The 23965-nt window shown below is 60.1% G+C and carries 21 protein-coding genes; 13 read left to right on the forward strand and 8 right to left on the reverse strand.

Features of this window, described 5'->3' with window-relative positions:
• Nucleotides 1-337: 337 nt before the first annotated feature.
• From ACORLH_RS08890 to ACORLH_RS08910, 5 genes are all read left to right on the forward strand, one after another.
• Nucleotides 338-2110: a methyl-accepting chemotaxis protein gene (locus ACORLH_RS08890; protein ID WP_321832350.1), complete on the forward strand. Its 1773-nt coding sequence runs from the start codon at nucleotides 338-340 to the stop codon at nucleotides 2108-2110.
• A gap of 235 nt (nucleotides 2111-2345) precedes the next feature.
• The gene (locus ACORLH_RS08895) at nucleotides 2346-4148 is read left to right on the forward strand and encodes a methyl-accepting chemotaxis protein (protein ID WP_321832351.1); all 1803 of its coding nucleotides are present in this window, start codon (nucleotides 2346-2348) and stop codon (nucleotides 4146-4148) included.
• A 205-nt stretch (nucleotides 4149-4353) separates the two neighbouring features.
• Nucleotides 4354-5628, forward strand: coding sequence for a HAMP domain-containing sensor histidine kinase (locus ACORLH_RS08900; RefSeq protein ID WP_321832352.1), 1275 nt, complete (start codon nucleotides 4354-4356; stop codon nucleotides 5626-5628).
• A 243-nt stretch (nucleotides 5629-5871) separates the two neighbouring features.
• Nucleotides 5872-8088 carry an NADP-dependent isocitrate dehydrogenase gene (locus ACORLH_RS08905; RefSeq protein ID WP_321832353.1) on the forward strand — a complete coding sequence of 739 codons (2217 nt, stop codon included), beginning with the start codon at nucleotides 5872-5874 and terminating at the stop codon, nucleotides 8086-8088.
• A 148-nt stretch (nucleotides 8089-8236) separates the two neighbouring features.
• Nucleotides 8237-8512 (forward strand): helix-turn-helix transcriptional regulator, encoded by a 276-nt coding sequence (locus tag ACORLH_RS08910; RefSeq protein WP_321832354.1) that lies wholly within the window; start codon nucleotides 8237-8239, stop codon nucleotides 8510-8512.
• A 5-nt stretch (nucleotides 8513-8517) separates the two neighbouring features.
• Here the strand turns inward: ACORLH_RS08910 and ACORLH_RS08915 are convergent, their stop codons facing one another.
• The 7 genes from ACORLH_RS08915 to paaA form a co-directional block, all read right to left on the reverse strand.
• A complete protein-coding gene (locus ACORLH_RS08915) occupies nucleotides 8518-9294 on the reverse strand; it encodes a PaaX family transcriptional regulator C-terminal domain-containing protein (protein WP_321832355.1) in 777 nt (258 codons plus the stop codon).
• Nucleotides 9291-10049 carry a Phenylacetic acid catabolic protein gene (locus ACORLH_RS08920; RefSeq protein ID WP_321832356.1) on the reverse strand — a complete coding sequence of 253 codons (759 nt, stop codon included), beginning with the start codon at nucleotides 10047-10049 and terminating at the stop codon, nucleotides 9291-9293. The genes ACORLH_RS08915 and ACORLH_RS08920 overlap by 4 nt, the downstream gene beginning before the upstream one ends.
• Nucleotides 10050-10094: 45 nt before the next feature.
• Nucleotides 10095-11165: a 2Fe-2S iron-sulfur cluster-binding protein gene (locus ACORLH_RS08925; protein WP_321832357.1), complete on the reverse strand. Its 1071-nt coding sequence runs from the start codon at nucleotides 11163-11165 to the stop codon at nucleotides 10095-10097.
• A gap of 12 nt (nucleotides 11166-11177) precedes the next feature.
• On the reverse strand, nucleotides 11178-11639 hold the full coding sequence (gene paaD / locus ACORLH_RS08930; RefSeq protein WP_321832358.1) for a 1,2-phenylacetyl-CoA epoxidase subunit PaaD: 462 nt from the start codon (nucleotides 11637-11639) through the stop codon (nucleotides 11178-11180).
• A gap of 120 nt (nucleotides 11640-11759) precedes the next feature.
• Nucleotides 11760-12545 carry a 1,2-phenylacetyl-CoA epoxidase subunit PaaC gene (gene paaC, locus ACORLH_RS08935; RefSeq protein ID WP_321832359.1) on the reverse strand — a complete coding sequence of 262 codons (786 nt, stop codon included), beginning with the start codon at nucleotides 12543-12545 and terminating at the stop codon, nucleotides 11760-11762.
• Nucleotides 12545-12829, reverse strand: coding sequence for a 1,2-phenylacetyl-CoA epoxidase subunit PaaB (gene paaB / locus ACORLH_RS08940; RefSeq protein ID WP_058244034.1), 285 nt, complete (start codon nucleotides 12827-12829; stop codon nucleotides 12545-12547). Before paaB ends, paaC begins: the two co-directional genes overlap by 1 nt.
• A 70-nt stretch (nucleotides 12830-12899) precedes the next feature.
• Entirely contained in the window at nucleotides 12900-13904 is a 1005-nt protein-coding gene (gene paaA / locus ACORLH_RS08945; protein ID WP_321832360.1) for a 1,2-phenylacetyl-CoA epoxidase subunit PaaA, read from the reverse strand.
• A 237-nt stretch (nucleotides 13905-14141) separates the two neighbouring features.
• Between paaA and ACORLH_RS08950 the strand changes: the two genes are divergently transcribed.
• A complete protein-coding gene (locus tag ACORLH_RS08950; protein WP_321832361.1) occupies nucleotides 14142-14906 on the forward strand; it encodes a sulfite exporter TauE/SafE family protein in 765 nt (254 codons plus the stop codon).
• A 5-nt stretch (nucleotides 14907-14911) separates the two neighbouring features.
• Here the strand turns inward: ACORLH_RS08950 and ACORLH_RS08955 are convergent, their stop codons facing one another.
• Nucleotides 14912-15673, reverse strand: a complete 762-nt coding sequence (locus ACORLH_RS08955) for an IclR family transcriptional regulator (RefSeq protein WP_321832362.1) — start codon at nucleotides 15671-15673, stop codon at nucleotides 14912-14914.
• Nucleotides 15674-15792: 119 nt separating this feature from the next.
• On the opposite strand from ACORLH_RS08955, the gene ACORLH_RS08960 reads away from it, so the two are divergent.
• The 7 genes from ACORLH_RS08960 (at nucleotide 15793) to ACORLH_RS08990 (ending at nucleotide 23886) form a co-directional block, all read left to right on the forward strand.
• Nucleotides 15793-16500 (forward strand): 3-oxoacid CoA-transferase subunit A, encoded by a 708-nt coding sequence (locus ACORLH_RS08960; RefSeq protein ID WP_321832363.1) that lies wholly within the window; start codon nucleotides 15793-15795, stop codon nucleotides 16498-16500.
• A gap of 5 nt (nucleotides 16501-16505) precedes the next feature.
• The gene (locus ACORLH_RS08965; protein WP_412565875.1) at nucleotides 16506-17195 is read left to right on the forward strand and encodes a 3-oxoacid CoA-transferase subunit B; all 690 of its coding nucleotides are present in this window, start codon (nucleotides 16506-16508) and stop codon (nucleotides 17193-17195) included.
• Nucleotides 17196-17212: 17 nt separating this feature from the next.
• Nucleotides 17213-18415 carry a 3-oxoadipyl-CoA thiolase gene (gene pcaF / locus ACORLH_RS08970; protein ID WP_321832364.1) on the forward strand — a complete coding sequence of 401 codons (1203 nt, stop codon included), beginning with the start codon at nucleotides 17213-17215 and terminating at the stop codon, nucleotides 18413-18415.
• Between the two features lie 151 nt (nucleotides 18416-18566).
• Entirely contained in the window at nucleotides 18567-19670 is a 1104-nt protein-coding gene (locus tag ACORLH_RS08975) for an FAD-binding oxidoreductase (protein ID WP_321832365.1), read from the forward strand.
• A gap of 15 nt (nucleotides 19671-19685) precedes the next feature.
• Nucleotides 19686-20033, forward strand: coding sequence for a RidA family protein (locus ACORLH_RS08980; RefSeq protein ID WP_321832366.1), 348 nt, complete (start codon nucleotides 19686-19688; stop codon nucleotides 20031-20033).
• 124 nt (nucleotides 20034-20157) lie between these two features.
• The gene (locus ACORLH_RS08985; protein ID WP_321832367.1) at nucleotides 20158-20766 is read left to right on the forward strand and encodes a peroxidase-related enzyme; all 609 of its coding nucleotides are present in this window, start codon (nucleotides 20158-20160) and stop codon (nucleotides 20764-20766) included.
• Nucleotides 20767-21096: 330 nt separating this feature from the next.
• On the forward strand, nucleotides 21097-23886 hold the full coding sequence (locus ACORLH_RS08990) for a bifunctional aconitate hydratase 2/2-methylisocitrate dehydratase (protein WP_321832368.1): 2790 nt from the start codon (nucleotides 21097-21099) through the stop codon (nucleotides 23884-23886).
• The last annotated feature ends 79 nt before the right edge of the window (nucleotides 23887-23965 follow it).

Raw genomic sequence — 23965 nt, forward strand, 5'->3', positions numbered from 1 at the left:
GCATTCTTACCGTGATTTCCCGGTATGCCGCTGTTTTTAAGGGATTGCGCAACAACTTTACCTGATTGTTGTTCAAATCTGAAACCGCCCGGATTTGCGACCCTATCCCTTTGCGCGCGTCTTTGCGGGGGTGGGTGCGACTTTTGCGCCTTAAACGATAGACCGGGCGGTCGTTTCCCTTCTTGTCCAAGAGTATGAGGCGTGCGTTGAAAGCCAAGGATCAGATGAACCGACCCAATGTCGCAGAGCTGTTCCGCCCCCAGGGGTGGCCCGCATTGTGCGCCGCGAGGACCCCCTCGAACCACCCCAGAAACCCGTACGAGTGAAGGCCAAGAGTATGACCATTAAATCCCGTCTTTCTCTGACTTTTGTTCTGTTGTCCGCCCTGTTCATCGGTATCGGTGCGCTGGCGCTTTATGAACTCCGTCAGGTCCAGATGCGTGGTGAGCAGATCGTTAAGAACGATGTCGCCACCCTGCAGAAAATTGATAGCCTTGCCGATGTGCAGGCGAAAATCCAAACCAGCATCCGCAATTACATGCTGGTGGATGACAAAGATCTCCGCAAAACCTTGAAGGCTGAACTGGCTGAGTTGAAAAAGACTCAGGAACAGCTGATTGAGGACGCCAATGTTGTGGCCTACGGCAGCCCCGAAGACGCGGCTGCCGAAGCTGGTGCGACTGACGCGGCCACCGATGCAGCCCCGGCAGAAGGCGAAGCCGCCGCAGAAGAGACGGCCGTTGTGGAGCCGAAAGACGCTGTAATGGCTGAATTCCTGACCCGCTACGTTGAGCTGAAATCGGAATCCGAGCGGGTGAACAAGAAGGTGATGAACGTTCTTATGTTCGGCTCCAAGGACATGGCAGCTACCATTCTGGTGAACGAAGCCGCCAAGGTGGACGCCGGTATGACCGAAATCCTGACCAAGGTGGAAGCTGAAAAGAACGCTGCAATGGATGCAGCCGTTGTGGAAGCACAAGCGATCTACGACCAGGCCTTCATGATCATCTCGGCGATGATTGCTTCGGCCTTGGTGATCAGCCTGATCGCAGCATGGGGCATCCTGTCGGCATTGAGCCGCGGCTTCAAACTGGCGATTGGCCTCAGCAAAGATGTGGCGGATGGCAACCTGTCCAAAACCGCTGAGCACAAGGAAAAAGGCGAACTGGCAGATCTGCTGGACAACCTGAACGACATGGTCACCAACCTGCGCGGCGTGGTGTCAAACGTCTCTGAAGGCGCGCGTTATGTTTCGACCGGTGCCAGCCAGATGGCCGAAGCCTCGGTCGGGATTGCGGATGGCGGTTCCAAACAGGCAGGCGCTACCGAAGATGTTTCGGCCTCGGTTGAGGAAATGACCGCCAACATCAGCCAGACCGCTGAAAACGCTGTTGAAACCGAGAAGATGGCGCTGGCTTCGGCCGAAGAAGCGCGCAACTCGGGCGATGCGGTGAAAGAGGCGATGACCAGCCTGAACACCATCATCGACCGCATCAACGTGGTGCAGGAAATCGCCCGTCAGACCGACCTCCTGGCGCTGAACGCCGCGGTTGAGGCCGCACGTGCCGGTGAACATGGCCGTGGCTTCTCGGTGGTGGCATCGGAAGTGCGCAAGCTGGCCGAACGCTCGCAAGAGGCGGCTGGTGAGATCTCGGCGCTCTCCTCGGGCACGCAGGGCGCGGCTGAGAAGGCGATGAAGATGCTGGAAGGCCTGGTGCCGAACATCGAACGCACCGCCGAGCTGGTCTCGAACATCTCCAACGCCAACAGCGAGATTTCGCAGGGCATGAGCCAGATCAACCATGCGATCACCAGCCTGGATGATGTGACCCAGGAGAACAACGCAGCCTCCGAGGAAATGTCGGCCACCGCGGAAGAACTGGCCGCACAGGCGCAGACTCTGTCGGATACCGTGGGTGCCTTCCGTCTGGACAGCGACAGCGCTGAAAAGGTCTCGGTTGCCAAAGAGGTTGAGGCCGCTCTGGTGGCTGAGGCCTCGGCAGAAGAGGCAGCACCTGTTGCCGATGAGCCGGTGATCGATCTGTCGCTGGATGACTTTGACGGTGACGATGACGCTGACTTCATCCCGAGCAAAGACAAAGCGGCCTAACCGCCGGAAAATCACCGCAGCCCTGAGCAGGGGCTGCGGTTTTTTCGATGCCTGCCAGCAATCTGCCAGTGCGGTATAAAATGAAGCCTTACCCTGACGTTGGGATTTAGTGACGAACGTCAAACTGGGCTGCCACACGCGGCTCGGCATTGGAAAATAACAATAAGATCAATGCGCAATCCTGTTTTCGGGCCATCTGCGTTCACCCAGTGACCCCAGTAGAGAGTGTATGAATATGAAAGTAACAATTAAGACGCGGCTTTCGCTGACCTTGATGGCGCTGACGGCCATTATCGCCGGGATTGGGCTGCTGTCCGTTGTTGAGATGCGCAAGATGAACGAGACGAAAGAGCTGATCGTCGCGCGCAACTTCCAGGCGTTGCAGGAAGTAGAAGAGCTGGCCAATGTGCATGAGCGCATCCAGACACGGATCCGCGACTATCTGTTGGTCGAAGGTCGCAAAGAACGCAAGGCGATCAAGACTGAACTCAAAGAAATGACCAAAGCCCGAAAAGAGCAGGTTGCGACGGCAACCGAGCTGCACCAAGGCTTTGCGCTGTCTGACGGGATCACGGAAGAACAGATCGCCAATATTGGCGAAAAATCTGCTGAATATGCTGAAGGCGAAGACGCGACTAGCGTGAAAGCGGAGCATGAGCTGGCGATGCTGACTTTCCTGAAGGAATATGCCGCGATCTCCAAAAAGATCGACCGGGTGAACCGGAACGTGATGCAGATGCTGGGTGTTGGTGGTGCGTCCATCGCGGCCAACCTTCTGCGCGAAGACAACGCCAAAAACTATGCCCGTATGAGCGCCTTGGTGGATGAGACCGTCGCAAAGGAAAAGGTGCTGCTGGAGCACGCCCTTGCCGAAGCGTCGAGCGCCTATAAGACCACGCAGCAGATTTTGCTGGCCTCTATCGGTATTGGTGTTCTGATCGCAATCATCATGGGTCAGGGCATTGTAAATGCATTGAGCCGTGGCATGAAACAGGCGATCAAACTGTCAAGCGAAGTTGCCAATGGCGATCTGAGCCACACGGTGGAGCATAAGCAGCGCAATGAATTGGGCGACCTGCTGGACAACCTGAACGATATGGTCACCAACCTGCGCGGCGTGGTGTCAAACGTCTCTGAAGGCGCGCGTTATGTTTCGACCGGTGCCAGCCAGATGGCCGAAGCCTCGGTCGGGATTGCGGATGGCGGTTCCAAACAGGCAGGCGCTACCGAAGATGTTTCGGCCTCGGTTGAGGAAATGACCGCCAACATCAGCCAGACCGCTGAAAACGCTGTTGAAACCGAGAAGATGGCGCTGGCTTCGGCCGAAGAAGCGCGCAACTCGGGCGATGCGGTGAAAGAGGCGATGACCAGCCTGAACACCATCATCGACCGCATCAACGTGGTGCAGGAAATCGCCCGTCAGACCGACCTCCTGGCGCTGAACGCCGCGGTTGAGGCCGCACGTGCCGGTGAACATGGCCGTGGCTTCTCGGTGGTGGCATCGGAAGTGCGCAAGCTGGCCGAACGCTCGCAAGAGGCGGCTGGTGAGATCTCGGCGCTCTCCTCGGGCACGCAGGGCGCGGCTGAGAAGGCGATGAAGATGCTGGAAGGCCTGGTGCCGAACATCGAACGCACCGCCGAGCTGGTCTCGAACATCTCCAACGCCAACAGCGAGATTTCGCAGGGCATGAGCCAGATCAACCACGCGATCACCAGCCTGGATGATGTGACCCAGGAGAACAACGCAGCCTCCGAGGAAATGTCAGCCACCGCCGAAGAACTGGCCGCTCAGGCGCAGAGCCTGACCGACACGGTCCGCTACTTCCAGCTGGAAAAGGATGAAGAGGGCGATCTTGCCGAACGCCTCAGCCAGCCGGCGGAAGATCAGGCCGAAGGTACTGATGCCGCTGAAAGTGTTGCGGAGGAGGCCGAGGTCGCTGAGGTGGCGGAAGAGACGATCTCCATCGATCTGTCGCTGGATGATTTTGACGGTGATGATGAGGTCGATTTCACCCCGTCAAACACCAAAGCCGCCTGATTGACATGGCTGCAAAACGCTAATCTGGGGGCGCAGGGCATGGTTCTGCGCCCTTATGGTTGAGGTGGGTTTGGCGCAAATTACGATAGGGTGCATATTCACCCATTGATGCTTTCCCATTGGATTTTCTTCTGTTTAGCTGAGACCGTTTGAAAGGCTTGACGGCAGCCTGAGCACTGCAAAGCGCAGGTAAAGTAGGTGTTGAATGAGTTTGGACGCAGATCATCGCAGACGATTGGAGCACGCCAGCGGGCTGGTGCGTTTCCTGCTGCCGTTCTCTGCGGCCTGGGCATTGCTGAGCCTCTTTCTGAGTGCTTATGTGTCCGCACTTGGGGCGACCATTGCCTCTCTTGGGTTTGTCTTCGCGATCCTGTTTGAACGGCGGATCCCGTCGCTCTGGCTGCGCAGCATCTGGCTGTTGACGACAGATCTGGGGATGTTTCTGGCCACCATCGCCACCCATCCGGACAGTTACACGGCCTTTCTGCTGGTGTTTCGTGCCACCATTCCAATCTCGGTCTTTTCCCCGAAGGAGCCGCGGCTCTTGCGTTGGGGGCTGGTGATGACGCCGATTTTGATCTGGTTCGCCACCTGGTGGGTTGGGTTTCAGGTGCTGGCGGACTTTGAAATTGGCGAAGATCTGGCGCGGCGGTTCTTTGCCCCGCTGACCGGCATATCGGTCTTTGCGATCCTGTTGTTTGAATTTGCCTATTATGACCGGCTGCATCAGTCGCAGGTGGCCGATCTGGAGGCCGCAAAACGCGCGTCAGATCAGGCGAATGCCTCCAAGGACCGGTTTTTGCGCTCCCTGACCCATGACATGCGCACGCCGTTGCACACGATCACGGGCTACACCGATATGCTGGTCGACGCCGCGCATGCAGGTGAACCGGTGCCCGCAGATGTGGTGCAGGCCCGCAGCACCCATGTTCTGGCGGCCAGCCATGAGCTGCTGGATATGATTGACCGTGGCATCAGCCTGGCGGCGCTGTCGGGCGAAGGCTTTGACGTGAAGCCCGAAACGGTGATGGTGCAGGCGCTGATGGCGGATCTGGTGCAGGAACTGGCACCGCGCTGTGAGGCCGCGGGGCTTACTTTGGAAAACCGCCTGCCTGACGACCTCTTCCTTGTGGCGGATCCGGCGTATCTGGCGGTCGCCTTGCGGCAGTTGATTGAAAACGCGCTGAAGTTTTGCCCGCGTGGCGGCACCATCTGGGTTGAGGCGGGCGCGGAGGCGAAAGCCGGTTTTGTTGAAATCGCCGTCTGTGATGATGGACCGGGATTTCCGCTCGGCCGTGAAGACCGGGCGTTTGATCCGTTTGAACGGCTGGGCCATGCCATGGGGGAAATCAGCGGGTCCGGCATTGGGCTGTCGCTGGTCCGCGCGCAGATCGAGGCGATGGCGGGCCATGTTGGGATCGATGCCTCCTACAGTGACGGCGCCCGTGTGTGGATCCGTCTGCCAGCAGCCACCGCCTAACAGCTGAACCTTCAGATCACAGCACTGACAGGACGGGCGCGACATCAGGTCTCGGCCAATGGCTGCGCAAACATCGGGCAATTGGGCATTGGCGAATTGATCTTTCGCGCTGCCTGTTCTATGGGGAACGGGAACCGCATGAAACTGCCCGTTTGGGCAATGTTTGTGCCGTCGCATCCTGTGATTGCAGCGCTGCTGCTCTTCGTCAACCAGCTACCCTGTCAAAAAAAGAAAGGTAGACCCATGGCTGAAAACAAGTCGCCCGACATTCTGTATACAATTGTAGACGAAGCGCCCGAGCTGGCCTCCGCCTCGTTCCTGCCGATCATCCGCAAGTTCGTTTCCTCGGCCGGTATCACCGTGGGCACCCCTGACATTTCGCTGGCTGGCCGCATCATCGCGACCTTCCCTGAGAACCTGACCGACGCACAGCGTCAGTCCGACGATCTGGCCGCACTGGGCGAGCTGGTGAAAACCCCGGACGCCAACGTCATCAAACTGCCCAACATCTCGGCCTCGGTGCCGCAGCTGGTGGCCGCGATCACCGAACTGCAGGGCCAGGGCTACAACCTGCCGAACTACCCCGAAGAGCCGTCGACCGACGAAGAAAAGGCCGTGCGTGCCCGTTATGACGCCATCAAAGGCTCTGCGGTGAACCCGGTTCTGCGCGAAGGCAACTCGGACCGTCGTTCGGCTAAAGCGGTGAAGAACTTCGCCCAGAACAACCCGCATTCGATGGGGGAATGGGTTTCGGACAGCAAGACCAAAGTGTCGAGCATGCCGGGCAACGATTTCTACGCCAACGAAGTGTCCGCCACCATCACTGCGGCGCAGGCCGGTGACGCGAAGATCGAATTTGTCGGCAAAGACGGCGCCGTGACCGTGCTGAAAGACGCCTGGCCGCTGGCCGAAGGCACCGTTGCTGACGCAACCTTCATGTCCGCCAAAGCGCTGGGGGCTTTCCTGGCTGAAGCGATTGAAGACACCAAAGCCGACGGCACCATGTTCTCGCTGCACATGAAGGCCACCATGATGAAGGTTTCAGACCCGATCATCTTTGGTCACGCGGTTAAGGCCTGGCTGGCGCCCGTGTTTGAAAAGTTCGGTGACGAAATGGCCGCGCTGGGTGTGAACCCCAACTCGGGCATGGGCGATCTGCTGGACCGTGTTGCTGGCAACGCCGACATCATGGCCGCCATCGACGCTGTGAACGCTGACCGTCCGGCCATGTATATGGTCGACAGCGACAAGGGCATCACCAACCTGCACGTACCGTCCGATGTGATCATCGACGCCTCGATGCCGGCCGTGATCCGCGCCGGCGGCAAAGGCTGGGACGGCGAAGGCAAAAAGGGTGACACCAACTGTGTGATCCCCGATCGTTGCTACGCCTCGATCTATGACGAAAGCATCAACTTCTTCAAAGCCAACGGCGCGCTGGACGTGACCAAGGCGGGTTCGGTGGCCAACGTTGGTCTGATGGCCCAGAAAGCCGAAGAATACGGTTCGCACCCGACCACCTTTGAAGCACCGGCAGACGGCACCATTCGTGTGGTTCTGGCCAATGGTGAGACGCTGCACAGCCACGAGGTGGAAACCGGCGACATCTGGCGCTCCTGCACCGTGAAGAAAGCCCCGATTGAGAACTGGATCGAACTGGCGATGGACCGTCAGCGTCTGACCGGGTCTGAGGCGATCTTCTGGCTGGACGAAAAACGCGCCCATGATGCTGAGCTGATCAAATACGTGAAGCCCGCACTGGAAGCTGCTGGCAAAGCAGATCTTTTCCAGATCATGGCGCCGCGTCAGGCAACCGCCCAGTCGCTGAAAACCATCACCGCAGGCAACGACAGCATCGCCATCACCGGCAACGTGCTGCGTGACTACCTGACCGACCTGTTCCCGATCCTGGAACTGGGCACCTCGGCCAAGATGCTGTCGATCGTGAAGCTGATGCAGGGCGGTGGTCTGTTTGAGACCGGCGCGGGCGGCTCGGCGCCGAAACACGTGCAGCAGCTGGTGGAAGAAAACCACCTGCGCTGGGACTCGATGGGTGAGTTCTGTGCACTGGGTGAATCGCTGAACTTCCTCGCCGACGTCAAAGGCAACGCCAAAGCCGGCGTGCTGGGTGTCGCGGCCGAAGCGGCCACCCAAGGCATCCTGGACGACAATCGCAGCCCCTCGCGCAAGGTTGGTCAGCCTGACAACCGTGACAGCCACTACTGGTTCGCCCGCTACTGGGCTGACGCGCTGGCGGCACAGTCTGACGACGCCGATCTGGCGGCTGAGTTCGCACCGGTTGCCAAAGCCCTGGCCGAAGGCGAAGCCGCCATCCTGGGTGAGTTCGCTGCCGCGCAAGGCCCGGCTGCCGAAATCGGTGGTTACTACCGCCCCAGCGTTGAGCTGAAAGCCAAAGTGATGCGCCCCTCGGCCACGCTGAACGCGATCATCGACGGTTAAGGCTGATCGGTATAAAAGATCAAAAGCCGCCCCTTGTTGGGCGGCTTTTTCATTTCGTTTCATCCAGAATATCAGAACGGGTCTGCTTGGCATTTGTGCCGCGCCGTACTATCCGTTGCTGTGACCCCTGGCCCTTGAAGGACATAGAATGACCGAAGTTTTGATTAACCCGCAGCGTCTGAAAACCGTCCGCAAAGCACGCAAAGTTGGCCGGGCGAAACTGGCCAAGGGCACACGGCTGACAGAACGCCAGCTGACCAAGCTGGAAACCGCAAAGGCACCGATTGCCGTGTCTGAACTGGCGCTGGACCGGATGGCCCATGTGCTGCAGATCCCGGTGCAGGCGCTGACCGGGGATTTGCCGCTGATTGAGGACGACCTGAAACCGGTTGAGAAAACCTGCACCAGCGGCTGCTGCGGCTAAGGCGGTTAAGCGGCGTTCAGGCGGCTTAGATCCGCGCGGGGCAGGGCGGTCAGCAGCGGCATGATCCGCTGCGCAGCCTCAGCCCCCGACCATTCGCGGCCCAGCATCAGATCCGGCAAGGCCCCGTGACGCAGCCGCAGGCGACGCCAATGGTGCAGGATCAACAGCCGTAAGACGGCTTGCGTTTCCTCAGACAGGGCCTGCGCCTCCATCAGATCGGGGCAGGCGGCGGCAAGGGTTTGATAATCCTGCGCCAATTCTTGCGGCACCAAAGCCTCACGCAGCCATTTGGGCGGTGTGGCTTGCATCGGGGTCAGCACCCAATCTTCCAAACCCTCAGGTTGCCCGGCCAGGATCGCACTGCGCGGGCTGAGGCGCAGCGCGTCAGCGGGCAGCAGATCTTCCATCTCAGCACTGTTGAGGTCAGGCGGGGCCAGCGCCATCCAGACCGGTTGCGCAGGCACATCGGCGCCATAGATCCGGGGCCGCACCCCTTCGGTGGAGGCCCAACCCTGCTGCGTCAGCCGATAGGCCGAACTGCGGCCCTGTTTTTCCGCCTCAACCCAGCCGTCACGTTTCAGCCGGTGGAGCGCAACGCGCAGCGCCTGATTGGTGATCCCCAAGGGGCGCATCAGATGATCCAGACCCCGGCCCAGAATGAAATCCTGCGGCGTCTGACAGGCATCCCCCAAAATGGTGACCGCGACCGACCAGACCTTCAGTGGCCCGGCAGTCAGCAGCGGCGCCATCAAGGGCGACAGGGGAGCGTCATCAAGGCTCATGCAGTTAGGCCCAGGGCAGCCAGCGTTTCATCGGTGCGGGCCCGCCAGATCTGGCGCAGGCTAGCATTGTCCTGATGGCGCAGGCCAAGGCTTTGCAGACGGGCGAATTTATCTGACTGTTCCTGCCCGAATGAGGCCGCCACCCTGGGCCGCCAATAGCTGAGTGAGGCCTGTAGCTCAGCCCGATCCGCGCTGTCGGTCAACCGTTCCATCCCTTCAATCGCAAGATCCACATGGTGCCGTTCAATCGGCGCAATCTCACGGAAGGCATCGCCAAGCGGTTGGTAGGAAACGCGGCACAGCTCCTCCAGCTGCACGCCCACGGCCAGCCCCATCAACAGGTTCATCACCACCGCGTCACCCCAGCCCTGCAACGGGTAGTTAAAGACCGCCAACCGCATGTCTTGATCGGTGCGTTTTGCACCAATATCGGCGTCACGCGGCAGGCGCGCGGCCCAGGGGTGGGCATTGGCGTAACGTGCGGTATCGGTGCCGAAACCGGCCATGACCCGCAGCACCTTGTCGGCATTGTCGGTTTTCTCCAGCACGATCTTGGCGGCGGCGATACGTTCTTTGATGCCGGGGCCTGCGTTGATCACATCGGCAAAACCCGCAGCCCCCGCCAGCGAGCTGTCAACAAAACTTGCCATCAGTTTCATCAGCTCCGCCCGGTAGCGGGGTGGGGTATTTTCGGGCGCGCTCAGCTTGCCACCCTCTGCCAGATAACGCTCGATGCTCATCGTGTCGCTGGTCATATCCTACCCTCCTCAGGCGTGTTTAGCTCATTGAAACATATCGCTTTATTGGTCGTAGTCGACAACCACCTTGTCCGAGATGGCAAAGGCCTGGCACGACAGCACATAGCCTTTTTCGATCTCGTAATCTTCCAGCGCGTGGTTGGTGGCCATTTCCACCTCACCTTCCAGAACCCGGCAGCGACAGGTCGAACAGACACCGGCACTGCAGGCGTAGGGCGCGTCCAGATTGTTGTCGAGCGCGGCCTGCAGAACGGTTTTGCCGGCGTCCATCTCCACCGTGCGGGTGGCGCCATCCAGCGTGATGGTTGCAGTTTTGGCGGCACCCGTTGCGGCAGCGGCGGCGGCCCGTTGCGGCGCGCGGCCCGGCTGATTGCCGGCAAACAGCTCAAACTTGATCTGCGCCTCATCCATCCCGTGATCTTTCAGCGCCTGCGCGATCCCCAGCATCATCGGTTCCGGCCCGCAGATAAAGGCGGTTTTGGCGGCTTTTACATCGACCCAGCCTGAGCCGAACAACTCGGCACATTTTTCAGGTGTCACCAGACCGGTGAACAGGTCAATCTCCTGCGCGTCGCTTTCCAGAATATGGATGACGCTGAACCGGCCCAGATAGGTGTTTTTCAGATCTTCCAGCTCCTCACGGAACATGATCGTGTTCACACCTTTGTTGGCATAGACCAGCGTGAAACGGGCATTTGGTTCGGCTTCCAGCGTGGTTTTGATGATCGACAGGACCGGGGTGATGCCGGACCCGCCGGCAAAGCCCAGGTAGCTGTTATCCGCCTCGGGTGTCAGCGCGGTAAAGAAGTTGCCCATCGGCGGCATGGCCTGCAGACGATCGCCCACGCGCAGATCCTCATTGGCCCAGGTTGAGAAGGCACCGCCGTCAACCTTTTTTATGCCGACCTGCAGCACGCCGTCGTTTTTACCCGCGCAGATCGAGTAGCTGCGGCGCAGTTCCTGCCCGTCAAAGTCGCGGCGGAAGGTCAGGTATTGGCCTTGGGTGAAGTCAAACTCCGCCGCGGCACCGTTCACCGGTTTCAGGGTCACGACCACAGCGTCGCGGATGGTTTTGTGAATGTCGGTGACTTCCAGATCGTGGAAACGTGGCATGATCGGGCTCCGTCAGATGCACTTGAAGTAGTCAAAGGGTTCCAGGCAGTCGGTGCAGCGCCATTGCGCCTTGCAGGGGGTTGAGCCGAACTGGCTCAGCCGCTCTACATTGTGACTGCCGCAATGGGGGCATTTGTCCGGCCCCCCGGCGGGTTGTGGCGGTGCGATGCCATAGGCGTTCAGCTTGTCACGGCCTTCTTGGGTCATCCAGTCGGTGGTCCAGGCCGGTGACAGTTGCCGGCGCAGTTCAATGTCGCGCAGGCCGTGACCGCGCAGCGCGGTTTCGATATCCAGATTGATGATCGATGTGGCCGGACAGCCCGAGTAGGTTGGGGTGACGGTGACCACGCAGGTTTCGCCCTCAAAGGCAACATCGCGGATGATGCCCAGATCGGTGAGGGAAATCACCGGGATCTCAGGATCCGGCACCTGATGGAGCCAGTCCCAGACTTGATCTGTTGAGGGAAGTGTCATGTTCATACTCCCGTCCGGCGGCACGCCGGGCAGCGCCCGACCGCCCCCATGGGCGGGCGCTTTACTTCCGCCTGCGGTCGGGCACAGCCCTTGAGGGATGAACGCAAAGGCATCGTTAGATCACCACTTATTGCCGGGATAGGCGCGTTGCAGCCACTGCATCTGGCACAGCATGTGGCCCAGATGTTCGGTGTGCATGGCGCCGGTGCGGCCGCCCTTATGGGCAAAGTCACTGTCGGGTTTCACCAGCGTCGCCTCTGCCAGCGCGGCTGTGACGATGGCGTCAAAGCCCGGGCGCAGGCTGGCCGGATCGGGGCCAATCCCAGCGGCAACGGCAGCGACATCCACAGCGTCAGACTGGAACATCTCACCCACATAGGGCCAGAGCAGATCCAGCGCCGCCTGCATCCGGTTGTGGCTTTCCTCAGTGCCGTCACCCAGACCAATCACCGTGTCGCGGGACCGTTCCAGATGGTAGGCAACCTCTTTGCTGGCCTTTTCGGCAATTGCCGAAATGGTGGCGTCGGTGGAGTTTACCAGCTCCGCCAGCAGCACCGCATGATAGGCGTCAAACAGGAACTGGCGCATCAGGGTCTGGCCAAAGTCACCGTTCGGCAGTTCCACCAGCAGCACATTGCGGAAATCCCAGACGTCACGCAGGAAGGCCAGGTCATCGGCCGATTTGCCTTCGCCCTGCACCTCAGCCGCATGGCCCAGCCACAGCTGGGTCTGGCCCAGCAGGTCCAGCGCGGTGTTGGCCAGCGCGATGTCCTCTTCCAGCACCGGGGATTTGCCGCACCATTCACTGACGCGGTGGCCCAGCACCAAGGTGTTGTCGCCCAGACGCAGCAGGTATTGCACCAGCTGGTCCTGCGTCATCTCAGCCAGTTTCTCCGCCGCGCCCATCACATATGCCCCGCTTCTTCGGGGATGTCGAAGAACGACGGGTGGCGATAGACCTTGCTCTCACTCGGTTCAAACAGCGGGCCTTTTTCGCCCGGCGCGGTGGCCGAGATGTGTTTCGCCTCGACAACCCAGATCGACACACCTTCGTTGCGGCGGGTGTAAACGTCGCGGGCGTTTTTGATCGCCATTTCGGCGTCCGGCGCATGCAAGCTGCCGACGTGACGGTGGCTGAGGCCGTGCTGGCCGCGAATGAAAATCTCCCAGAGGGGCCATTCCTGTGACATGTTCTGTCCTCCTGTCTCGCACACCCGCGGCGCATCTGGCGGGGTGGCTGGATATATCGGTAAGGGCGGCTTACTCAGCCGCTTGCTGCGCGGCCATTTTGGCGGCGCGTTTTTTCTCGGCGTGTGCCATCAGGCCTTCGCGGATCCAGGCGCCATCGTCCCAGGCCTTGTTGCGGGTCGCCATGCGGTCCTGATTGCAGGGGCCGTTGCCTTTCAGCACGTCAAAGAACTCGCCCCAATCGGGTTCGGAGAAATCATAGCCGCCTTTTTCCTCATTCCACTTGAGGTTTTCATCGGGAATGGTCAGGCCCAGGAATTCGGCCTGCGGCACGGTCTGATCCACAAACTTCTGGCGCAGCTCATCGTTGGTGTTGATCTTGATCTTCCACGCCATCGACTGTGCCGAATGGACCGAGTCCTTGTCCGAGGGACCGAACATCATCAGCGACGGATACCACAGACGGTTCAGCGCATCCTGCGCCATTTTCTTCTGCTCAGGGGAACCCTGCGCCATCTTCATCACGATGTCGTAGCCCTGACGCTGGTGGAAGCTTTCTTCCTTACAGATCCGGATCATGGCGCGGGAATAGGGACCGTAAGAGGTCCGCTGCAGCGGCACCTGGTTCATGATCGCGGCCCCATCAACCAGCCAGCCTACGGCGCCGATATCGGCCCAGTTCAGCGTGGGATAGTTGAAGATCGAGGAATACTTGGCGCGCCCGTCCAGCAGCTGTTCGGTCATCTCATCGCGGGTGATACCCAGCGTTTCGGCGGCGGAGTAGAGGTAGAGGCCATGGCCCGCCTCATCCTGTACCTTGGCCAGCAGGATCGCCTTGCGCTCCAATGTGGGCGCGCGGGTGATCCAGTTGCCTTCGGGCAGTTGGCCGACGATTTCGGAATGCGCGTGCTGACCGATCTGGCGGATCAGGGTTTTGCGATAGCCCTCGGGCATCCAATCGCGCGGTTCAATTTTGATGTCAGCATCAATTTTGTCCTGAAAGGCCGCCTCTTCAGGCGTCATCTCTTCGCGCGACTTAGCGCCGGAGCCGGTGGATTTGACCATTTGCGCGTACATGGCAGGGACCTCCCAGAATGGCCTTTGGGGCCGATATGATTGTCTTTTGGTCGCTGTGCCGCGGATCGGGCAAAGCTGACCGTACGGTTAGGGATAGTCTGGGTGACGATTCGAGGCAAGTGAAATGTTACCTTTTGCGAGGGTGAGTCTATCATATGTAACGTATTGTCGATGTTGCGTGGCTGGCTGTGATTAGGTATGCAAAGGTATACCAATTTCAAAGATCGAGCTTTTGCGATGCCAGACCTGCTGTTGACCCTATTGCCTGCGGACCTGTCGCTCTGGACGGCCGGGGCGCTGGTGGCGTCGAGCTTTGTCACCTCAGCTATTTCCGCGGCCTTTGGGCTGGGGGGCGGGCTGGTGATGCTGGCCCTTCTGGCGGCAACCCTGCCACCAGCGACGCTGATCCCTGTGCATGGCTGGGTTCAGCTGGGCTCAAACGTGGCACGGGCCGCCATGATGTGGCGCAACATTCAGTGGGCGTTGGTGCCGGGGTTTGTGATCGGCACCGTGGCCGGTGTGGCACTGGGCGGGCAGATCGTGGTCAGTCTGCCCCCCGCCTACATGCAGCTGGCCGTGGGGCTGTTTATCCTCTGGACGCTGATCGCAACGCCCCCGCGCTGGCTGCGCTATGCCGGTTGGCTGAGCGGGTTGGTGTCCAGCTTTCTGACGATGTTCTTCGGTGCCACAGGGCCGTTTGTGGCGGCCTATCTGAAACCCCGCAAAATGGCGCGGCACGATCAGGTGGCGACCCATGCGATGTTCATGACCTTTCAGCATGGGCTGAAGGTGGCGATGTTTGGCCTTCTGGGTTTTGCACTGGCGCCGTGGATCGGCTTCATTCTGGCGCTGGTTCTGTCGGGTGTTGCAGGCACCTGGGCCGGCAAGCTGATCCTCAGCCGGATGAGCGACCGCGGGTTTCACCGGGTGCTGAGCGTGGTTCTGGCGCTCGTGGCGCTGCGGCTGGTCTATATGGCGGGCCAGGCCTTGCTGGCCGGGTGAGCGGATCAGTTCAGAACCCGTTTCAGACTGTCCTGCACCTTCAGCAGGGCGGGCAGATAGGTGCGCACAATTTCCTGCTGGTCTGGTGAGATGGCGGCCGTGCCGATGTTCAGCGCGGCAACGGTCCGATCGCGGTGGTTCAGTACCGGCACCGCAAGGGAGCGCAGGCCCGGCTCCACTTCCTGATCAACCAATGCGTAGCCTTGATGACGTATTCTGGCGCATTCCTGCAGCAGGCTGGGAATATCGGCCAGGCTTTGCGGTGTGCGCGGGCTGAGGTCTGTCTGCTCGAGCAGGGTGCGGGCCTCAGCCTCGGGCAGGGCGGCCAGCAATACCCGTCCCATGGAGGTGCAATGGGCCGGCAGCCGTGAGCCCGGCATCAACCCGATGGACATCAGCCGTTTCTGCGCCGCCCGGGCGATATAGACAATTTCATCCCCTTCAAGGATCGAGACCGAGCAGCTGTGACCGATCTGTTCAGACAATTGATCCAGCCAGGGCTGCACCACCTGTGGCAGCGGCATGGAGGACAGCGCCGCCAGTCCAAGGCGTAGAACCCGCGGGGTCAGGGCAAAGAACTTGCCGTCATATTCGGCGTAGCCTTCGTGATGCAGCGTCAACAGGCAGCGCCGCGCGGTGGCGCGGTCTAGCCCGGTTAGGGCGGCCACCTCCGTGATGGTCAGGCGCGGCGTGTCGGCACTAAAGGCTTCGATCACGCGCAGGCCTTTGGCGAAAGAGGCGATGGTATCGGTTGATTTGTTCACCATGCGCACAGAAATTTACGTCATGTGAACAAATGTCAAGATGCGCACAAATTTGTTGGAAACCGACCATGGGGTCGGTTTAGCTCTGGCCTAACGCGGGCAAACGGATCTAAGGACATTCTATGGACAAACAGGTTGCAACTCTGGCCGAGGCGGTCGCAGGCATTCCCGATGGGGCCAGCGTGATGATTGGTGGCTTTGGCGGCTCCGGCGCGCCGATTGAGCTGATCCATGCGCTGATCGACAGCGGCGCGCGGGATCTGACCGTAGTGAACAACAACGCAGGCAACGGCCATGTCGGACTGGCGGCATTGATCGAACAGAAACAGGTGAAGAAGCTGATCTGCTCCTTCCCACGTTCTGCCGATCCGCGGGTCTTTACCGAAATGTATCTGGCCGGTGAGATTGAGTTGGAGCTGGTGCCACAGGGCACCCTGGCCGAACGGATCCGCGCCGGTGGGGCGGGCATTCCAGCCTTTTATACGCCCACCTCTTACGGGACAGAGCTGGCGGCGGGCAAACCGACCGCTGAATTTGACGGCAAGCCTTATGTGCAGGAACGCTGGCTGAAGACAGATTATGCCATCATCAAGGCTGAGTTGGGTGATGCGATGGGCAACCTCAGCTACCGGATGGCGGCGCGGAACTTCAACCCGCTGATGGCCACCGCAGCGACCCACACCATTGCGCAGGTTTCGCGCGTGGTGCCCCTTGGCGGCATCGATCCGGAACAGGTGTTGACCCCGGGCATCTTTGTGAACACCGTGGTCGAAGTGGCAGAACCCGCACAGGAAGAAGCGCTGAACCGGGCGGAGGCCGTTTACCCATGAGCAAGATGACGATGGAACAACTGGCTGAGATCAAGCTGAGCAACGCCCAGATCGCCTGGCGCGCGGCGCAGGATATCGAGGACGGCGCCTATGTCAATCTTGGCATTGGCTTTCCTGAGATGGTGGCGAAGTTCCAGCCTGAGGGGCGCGAAGCGATCTTTCACACCGAAAACGGTGTGCTGGGCTTTGGTGAGGCCCCGGCGGCGGGTGAGGAAGACTGGGATCTGATCAACGCGGGCAAAAAGGCAATCACGCTGAAGCCCGGGTCAGCCTTCTTTCACCATGCCGATAGCTTTGCCATGGTGCGTGGTGGCCATCTGGATGTGGCCATTCTGGGCGCCTATCAGGTGGCGGAAAACGGCGATCTGGCCAATTGGTCCACCGGGCGCGGCGGCGTGCCCGCGGTGGGCGGTGCGATGGATCTGGTGCATGGGGCGAAACGGGTCGCCGTGCTGACCGATCATGTGACCAAAAAAGGTGACCCTAAACTGGTGGCCAGCTGCACCATGCCGCTGACGGGCGTCGGCTGTGTGACACGGATCTATACCTCGCTGGCGGTGGTGGACGTCGAAGCCGGGCGATTTGTCCTGCGCGAAAAACTGCCCGCCATCAGCATGGAAGACTTACAGGCCCTCACAGGGGCGGAACTGACGACAAACGGTCCGGTGGGCGATCTGATCGCGCCGGAGCTGTAACAAAAGGGAAGAGAGACATGCAGGAAGCCTATATTTGCGATTACGTGCGCACTCCGATTGGCCGTTTTGGCGGGGCTTTGGCCTCGGTCCGGGCTGATGATCTGGGCGCTGTGCCGATCAAGGCGCTGATGGACCGTCATGACATTGACTGGTCCGCCGTGGATGAGGTGATCTACGGCTGTGCCAACCAGGCGGGCGAAGACAACCGCAACGTGGCGCGGATGGCGGCCCTGCTGGCGGGTCTGCCGGAAACTGTGCCGGGCACCACGATGAACCGCCTTTGCGGGTCGGGCATGGATGCGGTGATTGCGGCTGCCCGTGCGATCAAATGCGGCGAGGCCGATCTGATCATCGCCGGCGGCGTTGAAAGCATGACGCGCGCCCCGTTTGTGATGCCGAAAGCCTCCACCGCGTTCAGCCGCGCCAATGAGGTTTTTGACACCACCATCGGCTGGCGGTTTGTAAACCCGCTGATGAAGAAACAATACGGCATCGATTCTATGCCGGAGACGGCGGAAAACGTGGCTGAGGATTTCAACGTCTCACGCGAAGATCAGGATGCCTTTGCTGTACGTTCGCAGCAAAAGGCAGGCGCTGCGATGGAAAACGGCCGGTTGGCCAAGGAAATCACCCCCGTTGTGATCCCGCAGCGCAAAGGTGACGATGTGGTGGTGGATATGGATGAACATCCGCGTCCCGCGACCACGGTTGAAAACCTCGCCAAACTGCGCGCGCCTTTCCGTGAAGGTGGCTCGGTCACGGCGGGCAATGCCTCGGGCGTAAACGACGGGGCGGCGGCGCTGATCATTGCCTCGTCAGATGCGGTTGAGAAACACGGTCTGAAGCCGATTGCCAAGGTGCTTGGTGGTGCCTCGGTTGGTCTGGCCCCGCGCATCATGGGCTTTGGCCCGGCGCCGGCCTCGAAGAAGCTGATGGACCGTTTGGGCCTGACGCAGGAAGATTTCGACGTGATCGAGCTGAACGAAGCCTTTGCCAGCCAGGGTCTGGCGACGCTGCGCGATCTGGGCATTGCCGATGATGATCCGCGCGTGAACCCCAATGGCGGCGCCATCGCGCTGGGCCACCCCTTAGGCATGTCGGGCGCCCGGATCACCGGATCGGCCGCGTTGGAGATGCAGCTGACAGGCGGCAAGCGGGCGCTGGCGACCATGTGTATTGGCGTGGGACAGGGCATCGCGATCGCCTTGGAAGCCGTGTGATCTGAACGGGGCGGGGAGTGGGCGTTGCCCCCTCGGGCTGTCGCCCTCACCCCCAGAGTATTTTTGGATCATTGAAAGGGCGTCCCGGCTGCGGGGCGCTCTTTACTTTTGGTGCGGGCCGCGTTCCTGTGGCGCGAAGGGGAGGGGCGCTATGCACGTTACGGATTTTATTGTGATCGGCGGCGGCATTGCTGGGATTTCAGCAGCGGCCCATTTGGCGCGCCAAGGCACGGTTGTGGTGCTGGAGGCTGAGGCGCAGCATGGCTACCACTCCACCGGGCGCTCTGCCGCGATTTTTGTGCGCAACTACGGCAATGAGACCCTGCGCACGCTGAACGCGGCCTCGGCCCCGGTGCTGGAAACGCCCGAAGGGATTTCTGACAGCAGCCTGTTGTCGCCGCGCGGTGAGGTGATGGTCGCGACCGAGGAAGAGCTGCCGGTGTTTGAGGACTATATGGCGGGCTCTAGCGGATTGGAGCGGTTGAGCGCGCAGCAGGTGTTGGAGCTGATCCCCATGATGCGGCCCGACCGGATCGCGGGGGCAATGATTGAATGGGAAGCGCAGGATATTGATGTCGACCGGATGCTGTCGGGCTATCTGCGGCAGCTGCGCCATGCTGGGGGAACCCTAGTGACCAAGGCGCGGGTTAAGGAAATGCGCCGCGCGGAGGGTGTCTGGACAGTAGAGGCCGGGGGACAGCGCTATCAGGCCCCGGTGGTGGTAAATGCAGCGGGCGGCTGGGCTGGCGCGGTTGGGGATATGGCCGGCGGGGTTGCGGTGCCTTTGACGCCTTACCGACGCTCCGCCGCGATTGTACCGGGACCGGTGGGGGCGGATGTCATGGCTTGGCCGATGGTCTGTTCCGCCAATGAGACCTGGTATGCCAAGCCCGAGGTGGGCAAGCTGATGGTCTCCCCGGCCGATGAAGATCCGGTAGAGCCGCATGATGTCTGGGCTGAGGATATGGTGCTGGCCGAAGGGATCCACCGATTTGAGCAGATGGTCACGCTGGAGGTCACGCGGGTTGAGCACAGCTGGGCGGGCATGCGCAGCTTTGTGCCGGATCGCAGCCCGGTTGTGGGCTTTGATCCCCAGGCGGAGGGGCTGTTCTGGCTGGCCGGGCAGGGCGGATATGGCGTGCAGACCGCCCCGGCCTTAGCGGCGCTGACAGAGGCGCTTGTCACCGGGTCCGATCCCGGGTTAGCTGCGCCCATCCTGTCGGCGCTGACGCCGCATAGATTTATCAAAGACTAACAGAGAGGCTTTCACATGGCTGATATCATTCGCAAACACACCGGCGCCCGCATGAGCCAGATGGTGATCCACGGCGATACCATTTACCTGGCCGGTCAGGTTGGCACCGCAGGGGCCTCGGTCGCGCAACAGACCCAGGATTGCTTGGATAAGGTGGATGCGCTGCTGGCCGAAGCAGGCTCGGACAAGACCAAGATTCTGTCGACCACCATCTGGATGGCCGATATGTCCGATTTTGCTGAGATGAACGCAGTTTGGGACGCCTGGGTGCCGGAAGGCCACGCCCCGGCGCGCGCCACTGGCGAATCCAAGCTGGCCACACCGGACTATCTGGTCGAAGTGATCGTGGTCGCGGCCAAGTAAGGCTGCGTTGGGATACTGCTGGTTAGGCCTGTCGCGATGGGCCTGACCTCTCCTCACTGCTGAGGATCGACTTTGCCCCTGTCGCCGCTAGCCTGACCGCCACGCGAGCGAAGGGAGAGGGACCATGGCTTGGATCAAGACCGTTGCCTATGAAGAGGCCGACAGCAAGCTGAAGCGACTTTATGATCGGGTCAAAGGGCCGGATGATAACGTTGATAATATCATGATGATGCACTCGCTGCGCCCCCATTCGATGGAGGGGCATATGGCGATCTACAAATACGTGCTGCATCATTCGGGCAATACGATTCCCAAATGGTTTCTGGAGGTTCTGGGGGTCTGGGTTAGCCGGCTGAACGATTGCGACTACTGTGTTGAACATCACTTTGCCGGTTTGCAGCGCCTGCTGGCGGATGAGCCGCGTGGGCTGGCCATTCGGGCGGCGATTGAGGCGCGCGATCCCGCACAGGCCCCGCTGGATGCACGCCAAATCGCGGCAATGCACTATGCGCGGGCGCTGACGCGTGATCCCGGTGGTCTGCAAGAAGACAGTGTCATCGCCCTGCGTGAAGCAGGTTGGTCCGATGGGGAGATACTGGAGATCAATCAGGTCAGCGCCTATTTTAGCTACGCCAACCGCACGGTTCTGGGGCTGGGCTGTTCGACCAAAGGGGATGTGCTGGGCCTGTCGCCGAACAATTCCGCTGATCCGGACGATTGGAATCACAGCTAAGCCTTTCGGCCAATCCCACCACCACAAGACCAGAAAGCGCCGCAACAGAAGTGTTGAGGCGTTTTGTCTTCTTTGGGAACGTGATAAACTGGGCTAATGCCACGCAGCCTGTACCCTTTTGGGGCCAGATGCATGTCCGGTGCCTGCATCCGGTCCCGCTGACGATCACGCCTTTTTCGCAAAGAGGTGGCAGATCTGGTGGTCGAAGCGTTTGCACTCCGGAAGTATTTGGTATACAGCGGCATACAATAAGCCTGCCCCCAGCTTGCCACAGGGTTTTCGGACCATTGTGGATTGGGCTTACGCTAACTTCAAATCGCTAGGAACGTCATGAGCTTGTACACCGACTACCTGAATGAGATTGCCACTCGTAAAGAGCAAGGTTTGAACCCCAAACCCATCGATGATGGCGCCCTTGTAAGTGAGCTCATCGCGCAGATCAAAGATCTGGGCAACGAACACCGCGCCGACTCGCTGAACTTTTTCATCTACAACACCCTGCCGGGCACCACGAGTGCTGCGGGTGTTAAGGCCGCTTTCCTGAAAGAGATCATTCTGGGTGAGGCCTCGGTCGAAGAGATCACCCCGACCTCTGCGTTTGAACTGCTGTCGCACATGAAAGGTGGCCCCTCGGTTGAGGTTCTGCTGGATCTGGCGCTGGGCGAAGATGCCGCGATTGCTGCCGATGCTGCCGAAGTTCTGAAAACGCAGGTGTTCCTCTATGAGGCAGACACCGATCGTCTGGACGCCGCCTTCAAGGCTGGCAATGCCGTCGCCAAAGATCTGCTGGAAAGCTACGCCAAGGCCGAGTTCTTCACCAAGCTGCCAGAGGTCGAAGAAGAGATCAAAGTTGTCACTTATATCGCCGGTATCGGTGACATCTCGACTGACCTTCTGTCGCCCGGTGCTGAGGCACACAGCCGCGCCGACCGTGAACTGCACGGCAAATGCATGTGCTCGCCCGAAGACCAGGTGGCCATTCAGGAGCTGCAGAAACAGCACCCCGATGCCCGCGTGATGCTGATCGCGGAAAAAGGCACCATGGGTGTGGGTTCGTCCCGTATGTCGGGTGTGAACAACGTGGCGCTGTGGACCGGTAAGAAAGCATCGCCCTATGTGCCCTTCATCAACATTGCCCCTGTTGTGGCCGGCACCAACGGCATTTCGCCGATCTTCCTGACCACCGTTGGCGTGACCGGCGGTATCGGCATCGATCTGGACAACTGGGTCAAGAAAACCGACGCCGACGGCAACGTGGTTGTGGACGAAGACGGCGAAGCCGTGCTGGAAGAGGCCTATTCGGTCGCCACCGGCACCGTGCTGACCATCAACACCAAAACCAAAACCCTGCAGGATGCAGACGGCAACGTGTTGAAAGACGTTTCGGCCGCGTTCACCCCGCAGAAGGTTGAGTTCATGAAGGCCGGCGGGTCCTACGCAGTGGTCTTTGGTAAGAAACTGCAGACATTTGCCGCCGCTGCACTGGGTCAGGACCTGAAATCCGCCTATGCGCCGTCGAAAGAGGTTTCGGTTGAAGGTCAGGGCCTGACCGCGGTTGAGAAGATCTTCAACCGCAACGCGCTGGGCACTACCCCGGGCGCCACGCTGCACGCCGGTTCGGACGTGCGTGTAAAGGTGAACGTTGTTGGCTCGCAGGACACCACCGGTCCGATGACCGCGCAGGAACTGGAAGCGATGGCGGCCACCGTGATTTCCCCGTCGGTTGACGTGGGCTATCAGTCGGGCTGTCACACCGCATCCGTGTGGGACAAGAAGGCACAGGCCAACATCCCGAAACTGATGAAGTTTATGAACGACTTCGGCCTGATCACCGCGCGTGACCCGAAAGGTGAATACCACGCGATGACCGACGTGATTCACAAGGTGCTGAACGACATCACCGTGGATGACTGGGACATCATCGTGGGCGGCGACAGCCACACCCGTATGTCCAAAGGCGTGGCCTTTGGTGCAGACTCGGGCACCGTGGCGCTGGCACTGGCAACCGGTGAAGCCGCGATGCCGATCCCTGAGTCGGTTAAGGTGACCTTCAAAGGCCAGATGGCTGATCACATGGACTTCCGTGACGTGGTACACGCCACCCAGGCCCAGATGCTGGATCAGCATGGTGACAACGTCTTCCAGGGCCGCGTGATCGAAGTGCACATCGGCACGCTGCTGGCCGACCAGGCCTTCACCTTCACCGACTGGACCGCCGAGATGAAGGCGAAAGCCTCCGTCTGTATCTCCAACGATGAGACGCTGATCGGCTCGCTGGAGCTGGCCAAAAGCCGTATCCAGATCATGATCGACAAAGGCATGGACAACAAAGCTGCGCTTCTGCAGGGCTTGATTGACAAAGCCGACGCGCGGATCGCTGACATCAAATCCGGTGCCAACTCTGCGCTGAAGCCGGATGCGGATGCCAAGTACTTCGCCGAAGTGGTTGTGGATCTGGACCAAATTGTTGAGCCGATGATCGCCGACCCGGACGTGAACAACGACGACGTGTCCAAACGTTACACCCACGACACCATCCGCCCAATCAGCTACTACAACGCTGAAAAGAAAGTGGATCTGGGCTTTGTAGGCTCCTGTATGGTGCACAAGGGTGACATGAAAATTGTTGCTCAGATGCTGAAGAACCTCGAAAAAGCCAACGGCAAGGTCGAGTTCAAGGCACCCCTGGTTGTGGCCGCGCCGACCTACAACATCATCGATGAGATGAAGGAAGAGGGCGACTGGGAGATCCTGGAGCGTTACTCCGGCTTTACCTTTGACGACATGTTCCCGAAGGAAAAAGCCCGCACCGAGTATGAGAATATCCTCTACCTCGAGCGTCCCGGTTGTAACCTCTGCATGGGGAACCAGGAAAAAGCCGCCAAAGGGGATACCGTTCTGGCCACCTCGACCCGCCTGTTCCAGGGCCGTGTTGTAGGCGACCTGCCAGAGAAAAAAGGTGAGTCGCTGCTGGCCTCCACGCCGCTGGTTGTGCTCTCTGCCATTCTGGGCCGCACCCCGACCCTGGAAGAGTACAAAGCTGCGGTGGAAGGCATCGACCTGACCAAGTTCGCACCGCCTCTGCAGGTTCCTGCCGGTGCCAAGTCGATGCACTTCTAAACCCGTTTAGAGGTCTGAAACACAAAACCCTCCCCGGATCGGGGAGGGTTTTTTCGTGGAACGCTATGATTGAGGTCGG

The organism is Thalassovita sp., from assembly GCF_963691685.1.
Classification (GTDB): domain Bacteria; phylum Pseudomonadota; class Alphaproteobacteria; order Rhodobacterales; family Rhodobacteraceae; genus Thalassobius.